We start from the raw sequence: 13,777 nt of genomic DNA, 5'->3' as shown, positions 1-13,777 counted from the left end.
CCCCCTCGTTGTGTTATCTCTCGATGTCCGGACCGGTCGACCCGCTTCGGGTGTTCGCGGGAGTGCGTGCCTGCACGTACGTCGGCGGCAGCACCGAACCCGTGGACCGGCCCGAAACCTGCCCGGCTGCACTGGTCCGTACGGCTGCGGCCGCTTCGCTATCCGCTGTGGGCGTGGTCGCAGGGATACTGGGCAGTGATGCTGCGACTTGGCTCAGGTGGTGCTTGACCATGTGGCTGATTTGGCGTGCTCGGCGCAGGTCGTCTGATGCCTTGTGCATGTCGTGGACGGCCTTGGCGACGTTGAGCAGCTGCCGCAGCATGATTGCCTGGGCGGCGGTTCCGTTGCCGCCCATCGACGCTGCCATGAGCATGAGGGATGCTCCCCGGGCAGATGGTCCTACGCTGCGGATGGGCCGGACTGGGTAGCGCCGTAGCTGTGCCGTCTTGGACAGCTCGTCGGCTGCTGCAGCGAGGGGGCCGGGCGTTGCCTCGGTCGCCGTGGACCAGGCGGCGAAGGCGCCGGAAGTCTCACGTGCAACGTGCGCCCAGGTCGCGTGATCGTCCAGCGGGACGGAGCGCAGTGTTTCCCGGAGTCGTGCAACTTCGTCGCTGTACCGCTCCCACATCTGCGGGTCCGGTTCGTGGGCTTCCCGGCCCGTCGTGACCGGCCGGCGTCCACGGGCAGCTGCCTGCCATTCAGCGACAGCATCGGCGGCGCCTTGCGGGCTGTCGGGCCACTCGGCGCGGAGCTTGGGCAGGGCAAGGTCTTTGGCAAGGTGACCGCCGCCGAACCACACCGGCCGGCCGCCCTTCGGGGGACGTTCGGCCACGCTGTAGCCAACCACGACGTCATCGCGTCCGGACGCGTACCTCGGCCGAACGAGTGCACCGGTTCGGCGAAGGCGGCGAATGAATTCGGCCTCATCCTGGGCCGAAGTCGCACAGGCACGAACCTTGCGTTCCAGGGACCGGCGTTCCGGTTCCGGGGCTCCCCGCCTTTCGGATGCTTCACGTTCACCCGGCCGGAGGCCACGGGTGGAATGCGTGGGTGAAAGTTCTTCCAGGCCATACTTTTTCTCAAGCGCCCGGGCGGCTTGTTGGGCGCGGGGGAAGTCGCGCCAGCTGCTCCACTTCGTGCCGTCTTCGCGGACCATGGACGCGGCGATGTGGATGTGGTCGTTCCCGGCTTTGCTGTGGCCGTGGCGGATCGCCACCCACTGCGCCGGCGCGCGTCCGCTGGCTTCGGTGAATCCCATTTCGTCCATGAAGTCCTGCGCAATGTCAGCCCACTTCTGGTCGGTCAGGTCGCCTTCCTCGGCGCGCAGCGACAGCGAGCAATGCCAGACATGGCCTCCGGGAACCTCGACGCCCAAGACGCTTCGGGCCCGGTCCAGCTCTTTGGCAATGGTCTGGGCGGCGTCGGCGTTCAGTTCGTCGTCGTTGTGCCAGGCCATGATCGACGGTGAGCCCGCGACGAGGTGCGGGTCGGCGTGTTCGTTCGCCCGTCCCGGGCCGGCAAGGTAGGCGATGAGCCCGTGCATGCGGGTGCCTTTGGTGATGTTGGGAATCATCAGCGCACCATCGCATCCAGCATCGTATTGAGCCGGTCAGCGACCGCACGCACCCGCGACAGGACTGTGCGGGCAGCTTCCGGGAATTCGTCCATGGCGTTCGCGTGTCGGGCGAGCTGGTTAACGTTGTTCGACAGGGCAGCAAGGTAGCGGCGGGCCGCAATGAATTCAACGGCCATCGCCCGCCGCTCCGCCAGGGACTCGGAGTTCTCCGCGTACAGGGCAGCACTGACCAGAATCTCCGACGCGCTGCGCCCGGTCCGTCCCTCCAAGACCTTCAACTGCGCGCGTTCGAACTCCGACATCGACACCCGCACGTACTGCGTCGCACCGTCAATGTTCGCCCGGCGGCGGCGACCGAACACGCGGGCGGACTTGCGCTCTGGTGTCGGCTCTTCAGACAACCCGCTCCCCTCCCCCAATGCCCAGCGCAGCGCCCCGGGAATCTCCGGGCCACACTCACGAGTGTGGCCCCATCACCGGCCCCAGGCCGTGGAGCAACACGCTGGTTATGGCACATAACCACATAGCTTGCTCCGGAAAATCACCTGCGCCCGCATTTGGCGCTTGGGGTGGTTCCTGGGTACTGCCCTGCAGGACGCTTCGCGTCTGACTCGTTGAAACGACTGCGTCGTTCCGTTTCGGCTGGGTGAGGCTACTGCCCGGTCCTTCCTTGGCAAGTCTGCGCAGCCGGCTTTCGCGGCATATCCTCGCTCCGCTCCGGTATTCCACGGTCCGGCCGCTCCAACTGGCCAATTCCTTCACCGGCCAAGTTTCGGTAAGCGTGCCGAAAGGAACGCGGCATAGGGCAAGCGAAAGGTACAGTTTTGGCTCTCATCTCACCTACCACAGTGGCCAGGCAATACGGAGTCTCCCCGACGCAGCTGCGGCAGTGGCGGCGGCGCGGCATCGGCCCCGAATACTTCCAGTTCACAGCACGAACCGTCAGCTACTCTGACGACTATCTGCGGGATTGGTTCAACGATCCGCGTAACGCTGACCTTCTGATGGAGGAGCCTCCGGTGAACGTCAACATGTCATGCCAGGATGGGCGCGTCCGGCGGAGCCGGCATCGGGATGATCGTTAGGCTGGATCCATGGCTACCCTCGACATTGAACAGACACGAAACCAAGCCCGCGCGCTGCTGGACTCCCGCATTGAATCCGTCACTGCCCTGGTAAAGAGCCGCCAGAGAATCACCGAGTTGCGGGACCAGCTTGTTGCCGCCGAACGCGATGACAAGCGCGCCTACGTACAAGCCACCCGGGACGGATGGAGCGCCGACGAACTGAAGAAACTTGGCCTCGAACCATCCGCGGTCAAGCGCCGACGGACAGCCAAGCGCTCCACCGGATCCGAACAGGATGCCGCCCAGGAATCCGGCACATCCTTCAGCGAAGAGTGACCCTAAAACCCACGCTGTCGTGAAACCCAAGCCGCCGCGCTGACACCCCTAAAAAGTCGCTGCACACAAAAAAGGACCGGAACATTCCGGTCCTTTTTTGTCCTTCGGCAAAAGGAAATCTGTGGTTCACACTACCGCATCAGTGAAGGGTGCATTGGTTAGGTACCCCGTGCGTTGGCGGCGGCCTTTAGACACCGCGACCCGGACGACGCCAGGTACCCGTCATGTTGGTATGCGCGGCACCCCTGGTGGGCTTCTGCCAGCCGCGCCTAATGGCGGTCCGCCGCTGGTGAGTGGCTGCCGTGGTTCGTCCCGGGCGGCGGACCGCCCGACGTTTGCGAGGTTCCCGGCCCTGCCGTGGTGATCGGCACTGGCCTTGCCGGGCGGTGGTGTTCCGCCCGGCAAGGGTGGGTTTAGGCCGCTTGGGTTTCTTCCTCTGGCATGCCGCTGTCGATGATCAGCCCTTCAACAGTTGAGGGCTTGTACCCCCAAAGAACCAGTTGGTTCAGGTAGTCCCTGTGGGTCTGGGATGGGGACCGCCACGAGTCCTTCGCGATGGTCTTCTCATACCCCGCGCAGACCAGCGCGATCAGCGAAGACTCGGGCCGTGCCGTGGATTTCGCCACGTGCGTACGGAGCGGGTTCCACGCCCAGGTCTTGGCCTCGTCAACCTTTGCCCCGACCATGCCAGCGGCTACCTCGCCGTCGTAGCCGCTGGCCGTTTCGGGGTGGTGCGTGATCGCGTGGACGGTGAAGTGCTGCCAGCCCTTGGGTGGCTGCTTCTTCGCCAGCAGGCCGGTCACGAATTCACGGCGTACCACCTGCGCTTCTCTGCACTTTGCAAGTGAGACGTCAGAGGCGGACCTGAAGCGGGATGGGATCTGGACTCGTGAAAGACTCGCGAGGTGAACGATGACTTCAAAGGCGTCCTGCACCACATTGAGTTGTGGGTACCGAACCTGAACCGGGCTAAGAATGAATGGGGTTGGATCCTGTCCAGCTTGGGATACGAGAACTATCAGAACTGGGGCAGCGGAATCAGCTGGAGGCTTGGTCCCACCTACATAGTTGTTGAAGAATCACCCGACCTGAGCAGCCGAGAATATCAGCGCACGACGCCAGGTCTGAACCACTTGGCGTTCAAGGCCGGGAGCCGAGAAAGTGTTGATGCTTTGGCTGGCGAGAGCGGACATCACGGCTGGAGCCCGCTGTTCGTGGATAAGTATCCAAATGCGGGCGGTCCGGACCATTACGCTGCCTACCTCGTAAACTCCGATGGCTTCGAGCTGGAACTCGTCGCCGACTCGTAGGAACGACGCCCCATGGGGAAGCGCCCACTCGTGTGCCGGCTTAGAAAAAGGTCGGCACTCTTGTCAGCTTGCGGGCTGTCGGCCGGCCCCGCAAAACGAGCTGCATGAACACTGATCCCGACACTGACTGAAAAACTCAGGATCAGTGCCAGGAACCCGGCACTAACGGCAACAAAGTAGCTCGCCGGGTCCGGCACGGAATCGACTACGGGTTCCATGTAGAACCATATGGTGGCGCCGGCACTGACTCCGAGCAGGGCGATTAGGCCTGTCGAAACCCAGGCGGTAATTACCAGAATGACCAACTTCATATTTCCCCCAATGTGACAGATGTAGCCCGCCAGGTCCTGAATCGCAGCTGCGTAATCACCGTATGGCAGGCATGCCCAGATTAGTCGGACCGCGATTGGCTGATCTTTGTGCGTCGGCGCGTTTTTCTTCGAGGAATTGAAGGGTGAGGTCGATGCCCTCAAGTTCGCCCAACCAGCCCTTAGTTTGGGCGAGTTCGCGTCGGGCTATGAGATCGGTATTGATTTCGTCGAGCCGGGCGATCATGCCAGGGTCCACTTCGAGCATGGGGCAGCGGATACAGGCGTGTTCGTGTTTGCAGGGGGTGGCGTAGGGCCGGGCGCAATTGCCGAGCTCGACTTTGCGTTTGTCGAAGTGTTCTTCGAATTCAGCCCATTCGGTCTCGGTGGGAGATTTGTATTCGCGTGCTGGACGGGCGGCGCGGCGCTCGTTGAGGTGTTTTTGGTAGTGCCGGATGACGTCTTCACGGAAGACGGTGACGTAACCATGGGTTGTTTGGATATCGAGGTGTCCCAGAAGTGCGGCGCCGATGTGGATGGGCAGGCCGTTATTGACCAGGTCCGTAGCTAGAAGGCGGCGGAAGTCGTGCGGTGTGAAGCGGCAACCGCCCAGCTCGGGATGGTCGATGGCGACGGCGTCGCTGAGTTTGGCCAGTTCATCTCGGAGCGTTCCGGCGTTGATCACTTCGGTGCGTTGTCCGATGGTGCGCTGGAAGAGGAACGGCAGGGGCTCGCTGGTGACTCTTTCCGATGGGTTGAATCGAGTCGCCAGTGGCACGCCTTCCCTGTTTCTGGTCAGGCGCCGGATGATTGTGGCGATGACGTGGAAAAGGTCAGGGCTCATGGGGATGACTCGTTCCCGATCATTTTTTGAGGGAGCGACGACCAGGAGTGCGACGATTTCGCCGTTGGGTCGGATGTATTGACGAAGGCTCAGCTGCGACAATTCCAGCAGTTCGTCGCACCGAAGGCCGGTATGCCTCAAGGTCTCAACAGCCGCCCACTGCCAAAACACGGCATCCTCGGTGAACGTCACGTTGATCTTGCGGTTGGCGGACAGATCAAGCACGCGGACATTGGCTATTCCATGGAAGCGGCGGTGCCGGGCGTCTCCTTCGGTAAAGAGCCGTTGATACTGCTTCCCTCCGACGGTGATGATCTCGTCTTTGGGGGTTTCGCTGGCCACTTTCAGAAGTTCATGGAAGTGGTCTTTGCGTTCTGTGGCAGCGGCGATGAATGCCGGGAGTACTGGCTGTAAGAGGCGGATTCTTGCGTCCATGCGTTCTTTTGCACGGCGGGCCGCTTTGCCCAGCGTCCGGGTCTCTCTGCCAGCGATCGGGCAAGGCGCTACCCATCGGGCCCAGCGTTCTGGTTCTTCGGCCGCCCAGCCCTGCAAGTCAAGATAGAAGGCCCTGATATTCGTCATGACGGCTTCGAGCTGAAGGCGTGGTTTTCCATCGCGGCGGAGGGCAACCACGGCCCGCCAGCTTTCGTAGTGCTCTTGCGAGATGACAAAATTCGGCTGGCCGGGGTTGATCTGTTGAAGGCCCGTCCAAAACTTCCCGCAAATGTCTTCTGCCAGGTCCCGCAAGGTGGCGAAGTCGATGTCGTGGCTGCGCCGGGTCAGGTAGGCAATGAATACGTCGCGGATGTCGGGGTTGGTGATGTTGTGTTTGTCGACCAGCTCAGCTGGCGTCTGAGCGGGGGGACGCATAGCCCCGCGGAGAGTTGGCGGGACCTGGGCGGGAAAGTGCCCGGATTCTGACATGACGCGCCAGGCAAGGTAACCGACGTGCGTTTCGTAGCCACGGCCCCATCCGCCTTCGCGCGTGGCGATGGCGTAGTGCAGCAACGCTTCCGCGCTCAGATCAGCGAACCGGATTCCTTGGGTCGTTAACGCTGATGCCACATCCATCCGCGCGCATCGTTTAAAGTGATTTGATGTGTCCTGTTGTTCAACGAGGGCCAGGAAGCGGTCCAGATCCGGGTCGTTTTGCGCTTGCTCAAAATGCTCGTGGTAGCGGTAGAACGAGTTGATCTTGAACGCTGCCAGCGATGGACGGATGACCCGCAGACAGCACAGCAACATCAGCGAATGCCCCAGCTCGCCGTCCAAACGAAAGTCTCCCGTGGTCAGCTCACGTATTTTGCGGTGACCATCATTGAACCCGGAGGAGATCCATTTCTCCTGCCAGGTCCTTCCGGCATGCCTCACGAGATAAGACAGCAGCCATTTCAGCCCGTGATGGCGCAGTGATTCACGTGGCTGCTTGCGGGGCCATATCGTGTCGGTCAAGGCGATGATGCTCTCGGGGCTTGCCGTGTCCAAGTCACCGCGCGGCCATGGCGGAATCTCCGGTCGCGCCGCCGGAGCAGCGATGATGACGGTTTGGTTCCGGGTTCTGCCAGGAACAGCTGCGTTTATCGGCCGCTGTTGTGGTCGTTTAAGGGCCTCAGGCACCGAACACCACTGAGAAGTCGTCGGGGTCGTAGCCCGGGGTCAGCGTTGGTTGGGGCCGAGGGGATGCCATGTGCTCTTGTACTTTTTGGAAGACCTCATCGACCCGAGGCCGTAGATAGGGAGCCATCGAGGAGACTTGTCGGTGTCGGCTTACGGCCATGATTTCGGGCAAGGTCAGATTCGGGTCTGAGACCATGCGGTTGATGGTCGTGTGTCTGAAGTCATGCAGTGACCAATCTGTGCCCAGCACGGCATTCACCCGTTGCAGCATTCGCCGGGCAGCGTGATACGTCAAAGGCCGCGGTTTGCCGTGGAGCGCCCGCCAAATCAATTCATCTGGCCCGGGAACTCCGTGCTCATGGAAGTACATGGTCAGATACTGCAGGGACTCCGGTGAGACAGGCACCGGTTCCAGGACACGGGATCCTTTCGATACGACCCATACGCGTTGCCCAGACCAGTCGATCTGATCGCCGTGGACGCCGAGCAGCTCACTCGCGCGAGCCCCGGAGGACACATACATACTTACCAGGGCACGATCACGGCTGGTCCGCAGAGCCTCCATCAAATCGTCGAAAAGGTCATCCGGGATGGAACGGGGTAGCCATTCGGACTTCTTCTGCCGCAAAGGAGCCCGATTTACTCGTGGTGCTGTTTCGGTCCGGCCTCGATGAACCATGCGTCTCCGCCCGGCAGCCTCAGGAACCGGGTTTATCAATGGTCCACGACCGAAGCGTGCGTGGTAGGAGTAAAACGACGAAATCACCGAAAGGGCGTGATTGATCGTTGCCGGTGCATAGCCCCCGACCAAGGGACGCTTACCTGTGCGCGAATTCCTGCCTCGGTTACCGGTCCCCCGCCGCTGGGGATTCACCGCGGACCGCATCCACCCCACGAGGACCTCGACCTCCGCACGGGTGGCCTGCTCCCATCCACTGCCGAGCAGACCAAGAATGCGCCACCACCTGAGCAAGTCGTTGCCGTAAGAGCGGACGGTCAAAGGGCTCATATCGCTCAGAACGAGATCACGGAGGAACAGTGAGAAGTCCTCAATCTCTTGCCCCTTGTCGTCGATGACGACGTAGGGCAAGAGGCCCTCCGTTCTTGGGGCTACCGCGCCTATCGCCAGCAGACCAATCTGTCCCTCGAGCAGTTTGAGCCGCACTTCGTCCACGAGGACCGCCTCTCCGGAGAACCCTGATCCAGACTCTACGATGAAGTTCAGTTAACAGGACGGACAGCATCGCCTTGTTGTTCTCAATCAGGGTTTTGCGCTCGGCCTTTTGCTCCTCGGTCATAGGGCCTTTCTGGGCTGGGCGGCCGCCGTCGTAGCGTTCGTACTTCGGGGCGAAGCCCGTCTCCTTCCACCCCGCGATCACGTCGTGGGTCCGGTGCTGGCCCCGGTAGTCCGTGGTGATCAGAACGGCGTTGGCGTCGTCCTCGGTGGCCGGTTCCCCGTCCTCCCGTTTGGCGGCGGTGACGTAGAGGTTGTCGTCGTCGGCGTAGTGTCCGGCATCCTCCACGATGGTCGTTCCCTGGGCTTCCAGATCGGCGATCAGCGCGGCGAGGGCGGCGGCGCTTTCGCGCCGGTCGCGCAGCCGCTGCGCGACGTGCAGAAGCTGGTCAGGTTCGTCCATGATCACCGACTCGAGCTCCTCCGTGGCCTCTTCATCTGACTCAAACTCAGCCATGATTAGCGCCTCTTCGATGGTCCATCCTTTGCGCAGGGCGGCGGCTCCCGCGTCGGAGGACTTGGCCTTCAATGCGGACTCCACCGTTGTCTTGGTGCGCCCGGTCTTCTTGGCGATCGCGGCGGCCGAGACGCCGATCAGGGACAGTTGGTGGTAGGCGTCGGCTTCGTCCGCTTCGGTCAGTTCAGCGCGCTGGATGTTTTCCACCACCTGAGTCACGATACGTTCGGCTTCCTCGGGGCTGTCGATGATCATCACCGGGATCAGGGTCCGCTGCGCTTCCACGGCGGCGCGGGTGCGGCGCTGGCCCATCAGCACGTGCACGGTGCCGTCGTCCTTGCGGTGGGCGATCACCGGTTCCATCACGCCATGTTCTTTGATGCTGGCAATGAAATCGGGTGTCAGGGCGGCGTCCTTCCGGACGTTAACGTCGACGGTCAGCGTGGCCGGGTCGAGCATTTCAAGCGTGGGTGTTGCGTTCATGTGGGTGTTGCTCCTTTTTTGCCGAAAGGGTGGTGGGTGGGGCGGCTCAAGGTGACCGGCCAGCGTCCCCTCTCCCCCCGACGCTTCTATGTCTGTCAAGCGGCTCGAAAAGGGTGCGGGCGCGGACCAAGTTGTTTTGCCGGTGAGTGGGGCGGCTCGTGGTGACCGTTCAGCTTCCCCTCTCCCCCGTAGAGGGAATTTCGGTCCGGTCGTGGGAAGCGCTTTCTTCGTGCTTTGCCTGATGCACGCCGCCCTCACCACCACGCTTCGGGCTTCATGGTTCCCGGGTTCGGTGGTCTCTCGTTCCTGCGGCCAGAATTGGAACGCTGTGGGTACTCGGATAGCTGTAAGGGCCCCTACAGGGGCCGAAGTGGGCCGGCTGTGGCCGGTTGGTGATCGGTGGGCTCCAGCAGACCAGCGCCGGGTAGTGGTCATTGAACAGACAGCCCTGGCATGGTCCGGCGTCGTCCCGGTTTGCGTTCGGCCGGGCTTAGAGCCCGGTTAGCAGCTCGCGGGCTCTGTCGAGGGCGTCTTGGCACGTGCGAACCATTTGCCCGGGTTCGTTCGAGGTTCGGTAGAGGTCGCGTGCCCATTCGAATTCGGCAGCTGCCTCGCGGTAGCGGGCTTCGTCGAACAGTCGCCTGCCGATCTGGTATCGGATCATGGCCTCGCGGACGCGGGTCCCGGCCAGTTGTAGTGCTTCTTCGTGGATCCGGGCCGCCTCATGCCAGGTGTATTGGCGCTGGTAGGCGCGGGCGAGCACCAACAGGGGTAGGAGCCGGTCCCGGGCTGTTGCCGCCAGTGCGTGGCCGGCGCGTATGGCTTCCTCTGGCTGGCCGAGAAGCGATAAGATCCACACCCGTTCAAGGGCAGGGCAGGAGTCGAGGCGGGCCCACAGCGCCTCCCTGTCCAGGACGATTTCCCGCAGCGTTATCGGGTCCGTTCTCCACAGACTTCCCTGGACCTGGTCCGGGTCGGGTATCACAGGACCGGTGCTGCTTGATCAGAGCCCGGGACGGCGCGGCGCCTCCAGAGGTCCCTCTCGAGGGTGGTTCCGTACGGTACGTCGGGGCTGGCCTCCACCGTGAACAGCGACTGGCCGAGGCGGGTCATTAGGATTCCTCGTCTGTCCCCCGACTCTGCGGTGTCCCGGACCTGCTTCACGGCGACGGCCAGGTCCTCCTGGAGACAATGCGGATTTTCTACGACCACGACCCGGACAGCGGGGCTATCCGGCGCCGTGGACAAAGGTCCCCCGGGTGCAGGGTTGGCGGTGGTCATGTGTACCCAATCTCCTAGATCTGATCACATTCTGACTAACCATCGGTACCGGCCGGGATGGAAAGCACGTGCTGGTCAGCCGGACGGCAGTTGCACGATCTGCGCCAGCATAACCGAGCTTCCTGTATGGTCCACCAAAAGACGGCGTCAATTCGGGGCGCTGTTTCGGCGGCTTCACCGGGGTCGGACGCACCAGTCCTTCGACGCTGTGCGGGCGGCTGGTCGGCCATTAGGAGCTACGGACCGGGCGCACACTTACCGGGGCCGCAGTCTTCCGGCGACCGCGGCGGAGGCTTTTTCTTCCTGCTGTGCTGCCGCTGAAGTACCGAGGGCCTGTGATGTCCGCGCGGGCTGCGATGCATGTAGGGCTCTCCCGTCGGAATGCCCCTGCTTCGGAGTCTCTTTGGCCGCCGGGGCAGGTTGTACGGCGCGGATAAGGGTGGCGGACACCTATTGTTCCGGGCAGTCCGTGCGCACACTGGATTCGGAGCGGCCGGGTGTGGCCAACGGCGCCCGATAAGCTGGGGTCCATGACGTGGTTAGTGCTGATAGTCAGGCTCCGTGGCGCTGCACCCCGGTATCGGCGCCGCGTTTACGCCGCTCTCGCTGACGGCGGAGGTGTCGCCGTTTCCGGGGGTGTCTGGGCTATCCCGGATACCGTGATGCATCGTCCGGCCGTGGATGCCGCCGTAAGGCATGCCCTGGCCGGCGGCGGTGACATCGTTGTCATGGCCACCACGACGGACAATGGCGCCAGTCATGAGGTATTCGAGGTGAAACTTTCCGAACGGCTCACGGCCGAGGCAGAGGCTATCACCGGCAGGTGCACAGGTCTTGCTGCCGCCGCCGCGACCGGGTGCGGGCGGGGTGGGCTGTCGACGGATCTACATGCCCTTCAACGGGACGTCCGCCGCTTGGCGCGCCTGGACGTGATCGGGCTTGAGGTCGTCGCGTCAGCTGAAGCGGCTGTGGCCCGGGCAGGGAATTTACCGGCGGCGTGTGAGTGCCGGGTTTGAGGAACGGGCCCGGTCGTTGCGGATTGCACCGGGCAGCTGTTCTCAGCGTCTGCTCAGCATGGTTGCCCTACGGTGAGGGCCATGGTTTCTTTGGCGCTGCCTGCCGGTGTGTTGTCCCGACCCGTTGCCGGGCTGCTCCCGCCGTGGCTTGATCCGAACGAGTTCCTGCGTGATCCTGCCTTGGCTCCATGGGTCGTCGGGGTCGTGTGTGTGTTCCTGTTCGTCGAGACCGGTCTTCTGGTCGGGTTCTTCCTGCCGGGGGATTCGCTTCTGTTCACGGCGGGATTGCTGGTGGCCACCGGCACTATTCAGGTGAATATTCTGTTTCTGGCGGCCGCCGCGTTCGTGGCCGCTTTCGTAGGCGACCAGGCCGGGTATCTGATCGGCCGCAAAGCGGGGCCCGCGGTATTTCGGAAAGAGGATTCCCGGTTTTTCAAACGCAGATACGTGGACCAGGCGCACCGCTTTTTCGAGAAGTACGGACGCCGGTCCGTTGTTCTGGCCCGCTTTGTTCCGGTGGTGCGGACGTTCCTTCCGGTCACGGCCGGCGTCGCCGGGATGAGTTACCGTTCCTTCTTCGCCTTTAATGCCATCGGGGCTGCCTTGTGGGGCGTAGGGGTGACGTTACTCGGGTTCTGGCTGGGACGCTACGAGTGGATCGGTTCGAACATTGACCTGATTTTCGTTGTCATCGTTGTAATCTCTTTCGTCCCCATCGCAGTGGAACTGCTCAAGAGCCGACGACGTACCGCCGCCGCTCAGGGACGGGAGCACGAAAGATCCTGAACAAGGGACGCAGGCGCCGTGGACCGGCCGAAGCTCTTTCCGGCGGCTGCTCCTTCACAGGTTGCCCGCAGGAAGATCAGAGCATCCCAAAGGCTCATTTCTGGCAGGCTCAGTCGCAGGGGCCGGGAACTTTGCGGCGTCGCCGCAGGGGTATCCGTCAAGGAAAATTCTGAGGACAGGAGCTCAGCGTGACAGCCCGAACTCGTTCGCTATGGAAGAGCACGCTCCCGCGGCGATCCCAGACCGCCACGCTGATGGCGATGGGCGCCCTCCTCGTCACGGCGGCGGCCTGCCAGTCGCAGGGTGGGCCGGTGCAGGGACAACGGTCCGGCACGCCGGGCCACGTGTTCGTGATCAATCTGGAGAACAAGGGTTATGACCGGGTGTGGGGCAGCGGTTCCCCGGCCCCGTACCTCTCCGGAACTCTGCGCTCCCAGGGCGTGCTGCTGACCAACTATTACGGCATCTCGCACAACTCGCTGCCCAATTATCTGGCCCAGATCTCCGGGCAGCCGCCTAACGTGAGCACCAAAAAGGACTGCCCCGTCTACACGCCGTTTACCGGCACGGGTGTTGATTCACAGGGACGGCTGATGGGCGACGGGTGTGTGTTCCCTGCCGAGGTGCCCACCATCGCCGGGCAACTGAGCGCCAAGGCGAAAGCCTGGCGCGGCTACATGGAAGACATGTCCGCACCCTGCCAGCACCCGGAGCTCGGTGCCGTCGACGAACATGTGGCGGCCTCCCCCGGTGACCAGTACGGCACCCGCCACAACCCGTTCGTTTATTTCCGTTCCCTGACCTCCACCCCGGACTGCGCCAAAAACGGCGTCAACTACTCCAAGCTCGCAAAGGACCTGCAGTCGGTCAACACTACGGCCAACCTCTCCTACATCACCCCTAACCTCTGCCACGACGGGCACGACAGTCCCTGCGTGGACGGGACCGCCGGCGGCCTCGGTACGGCGGATGAATGGTTGAAGAGCCAGGTGCCGGCGATCCTGGCCTCCCCCGCCTACCAGCAGGACGGCATGCTCGTGATCACCTTTGACGAGGCCGACGGCGGGGCCGTCGGCCCCTCGACGGGCGTCACCGGCGGCACGACCGGAGGAAAGGTCGGCGCCCTGGTGCTCTCCCCATTCACCGCCCCGGGCAGCAGCTCGGACCGCCCCTACAACCACTACAGCCTGCTGGCCACCCTGGAAGACATCTTCGCCCTGCCCCGTCCCGCGGGCGCCGGCGTACCGGGGGTCAACACTTTCGGGACCGACGTTTACCGTTCCGGTCCCTAAGAAACGCCGCTCCGCAAAGGGGAGGTGAAGGGGGTCCTTCGTTTGCGGCGGGACTGTGGAATTAACGGTGTATCCGGCTCGACACGCCAGGCGGTCTGCTTGGCAGGAATGAGCTGGATATGCCGGTGACACTGGATGCCGTGAAGACTGCGGACACCACTGGGAAACCG

At 63.0% G+C, this 13,777-nt stretch carries 12 protein-coding genes and 1 pseudogene; 5 read left to right on the top strand and 8 right to left on the bottom strand.

From position 1 onward, the window contains the following. Positions 1-13: 13 nt before the first annotated feature. Positions 14-1,573, bottom strand: coding sequence for a relaxase/mobilization nuclease domain-containing protein (locus ACETK3_RS13435; protein ID WP_237429509.1), 1,560 nt, complete (start codon positions 1,571-1,573; stop codon positions 14-16). Continuing rightward, complete coding sequence (gene mobC / locus ACETK3_RS13430) at positions 1,573-1,977, bottom strand: plasmid mobilization relaxosome protein MobC (protein ID WP_237429508.1); 405 nt, start codon at positions 1,975-1,977, stop codon at positions 1,573-1,575. The genes ACETK3_RS13435 and mobC overlap by 1 nt, the downstream gene beginning before the upstream one ends. A 693-nt stretch (positions 1,978-2,670) precedes the next feature. Between mobC and ACETK3_RS13425 the strand changes: the two genes are divergently transcribed. Further along, the gene (locus ACETK3_RS13425; RefSeq protein WP_237429507.1) at positions 2,671-2,979 is read left to right on the top strand and encodes a hypothetical protein; all 309 of its coding nucleotides are present in this window, start codon (positions 2,671-2,673) and stop codon (positions 2,977-2,979) included. Positions 2,980-3,392: 413 nt separating this feature from the next. On the opposite strand, the pseudogene ACETK3_RS13420 reads toward ACETK3_RS13425, so the two are convergent. Continuing rightward, positions 3,393-3,806: pseudogene (locus ACETK3_RS13420) on the bottom strand (chromosome partitioning protein ParB); the annotation flags it as partial. Positions 3,807-3,884: 78 nt separating this feature from the next. On the opposite strand from ACETK3_RS13420, the gene ACETK3_RS13415 reads away from it, so the two are divergent. Further along, positions 3,885-4,289: a VOC family protein gene (locus ACETK3_RS13415; RefSeq protein WP_237429506.1), complete on the top strand. Its 405-nt coding sequence runs from the start codon at positions 3,885-3,887 to the stop codon at positions 4,287-4,289. 366 nt (positions 4,290-4,655) lie between these two features. Here ACETK3_RS13415 and ACETK3_RS13410 read toward each other — a convergent pair whose 3' ends face one another. From ACETK3_RS13410 to ACETK3_RS13390, 5 genes are all read right to left on the bottom strand, one after another. Next, complete coding sequence (locus ACETK3_RS13410) at positions 4,656-6,893, bottom strand: site-specific integrase (RefSeq protein ID WP_237429505.1); 2,238 nt, start codon at positions 6,891-6,893, stop codon at positions 4,656-4,658. A gap of 157 nt (positions 6,894-7,050) precedes the next feature. Further along, the gene (locus ACETK3_RS13405; protein WP_236822077.1) at positions 7,051-8,223 is read right to left on the bottom strand and encodes a tyrosine-type recombinase/integrase; all 1,173 of its coding nucleotides are present in this window, start codon (positions 8,221-8,223) and stop codon (positions 7,051-7,053) included. After that, positions 8,108-9,232 (bottom strand): ParB/RepB/Spo0J family partition protein, encoded by a 1,125-nt coding sequence (locus ACETK3_RS13400; protein ID WP_237429504.1) that lies wholly within the window; start codon positions 9,230-9,232, stop codon positions 8,108-8,110. The genes ACETK3_RS13405 and ACETK3_RS13400 overlap by 116 nt, the downstream gene beginning before the upstream one ends. 490 nt (positions 9,233-9,722) lie before the next feature. Further along, the gene (locus ACETK3_RS13395) at positions 9,723-10,217 is read right to left on the bottom strand and encodes a hypothetical protein (RefSeq protein ID WP_373993045.1); all 495 of its coding nucleotides are present in this window, start codon (positions 10,215-10,217) and stop codon (positions 9,723-9,725) included. Continuing rightward, the gene (locus tag ACETK3_RS13390) at positions 10,214-10,513 is read right to left on the bottom strand and encodes a hypothetical protein (RefSeq protein WP_011689558.1); all 300 of its coding nucleotides are present in this window, start codon (positions 10,511-10,513) and stop codon (positions 10,214-10,216) included. Before ACETK3_RS13390 ends, ACETK3_RS13395 begins: the two co-directional genes overlap by 4 nt. A 530-nt stretch (positions 10,514-11,043) precedes the next feature. On the opposite strand from ACETK3_RS13390, the gene ACETK3_RS13385 reads away from it, so the two are divergent. From ACETK3_RS13385 to ACETK3_RS13375, 3 genes are all read left to right on the top strand, one after another. After that, positions 11,044-11,529: a Chromate resistance protein ChrB gene (locus tag ACETK3_RS13385; RefSeq protein WP_373993044.1), complete on the top strand. Its 486-nt coding sequence runs from the start codon at positions 11,044-11,046 to the stop codon at positions 11,527-11,529. 81 nt (positions 11,530-11,610) lie between these two features. Next, a complete protein-coding gene (locus ACETK3_RS13380; RefSeq protein WP_373993043.1) occupies positions 11,611-12,315 on the top strand; it encodes a DedA family protein in 705 nt (234 codons plus the stop codon). 188 nt (positions 12,316-12,503) lie between these two features. Then, positions 12,504-13,607 carry an alkaline phosphatase family protein gene (locus ACETK3_RS13375; RefSeq protein ID WP_373993042.1) on the top strand — a complete coding sequence of 368 codons (1,104 nt, stop codon included), beginning with the start codon at positions 12,504-12,506 and terminating at the stop codon, positions 13,605-13,607. Positions 13,608-13,777: the final 170 nt, after the last annotated feature.

The sequence above is a fragment of the Arthrobacter sp. E44 genome, assembly GCF_041877125.1.
In the GTDB taxonomy this organism is placed as follows: domain Bacteria; phylum Actinomycetota; class Actinomycetes; order Actinomycetales; family Micrococcaceae; genus Arthrobacter.
This window is presented reverse-complemented; position numbering and strand designations above follow the sequence as displayed.

Excerpts from the sequence above, each read along its gene's own strand:
- ACETK3_RS13435 (WP_237429509.1), bottom strand. The coding sequence starts at position 1,573 with ATGATTCCCAACATCACCAAAGGCACCCGCATGCACGGGCTCATCGCC.
- ACETK3_RS13425 (WP_237429507.1), top strand. The coding sequence starts at position 2,671 with ATGGCTACCCTCGACATTGAACAGACACGAAACCAAGCCCGCGCGCTG.
- ACETK3_RS13400 (WP_237429504.1), bottom strand. The coding sequence starts at position 9,232 with ATGAACGCAACACCCACGCTTGAAATGCTCGACCCGGCCACGCTGACC.
- ACETK3_RS13390 (WP_011689558.1), bottom strand. The coding sequence starts at position 10,513 with ATGACCACCGCCAACCCTGCACCCGGGGGACCTTTGTCCACGGCGCCG.
- ACETK3_RS13385 (WP_373993044.1), top strand. The coding sequence starts at position 11,044 with ATGACGTGGTTAGTGCTGATAGTCAGGCTCCGTGGCGCTGCACCCCGG.
- ACETK3_RS13380 (WP_373993043.1), top strand. The coding sequence starts at position 11,611 with ATGGTTTCTTTGGCGCTGCCTGCCGGTGTGTTGTCCCGACCCGTTGCC.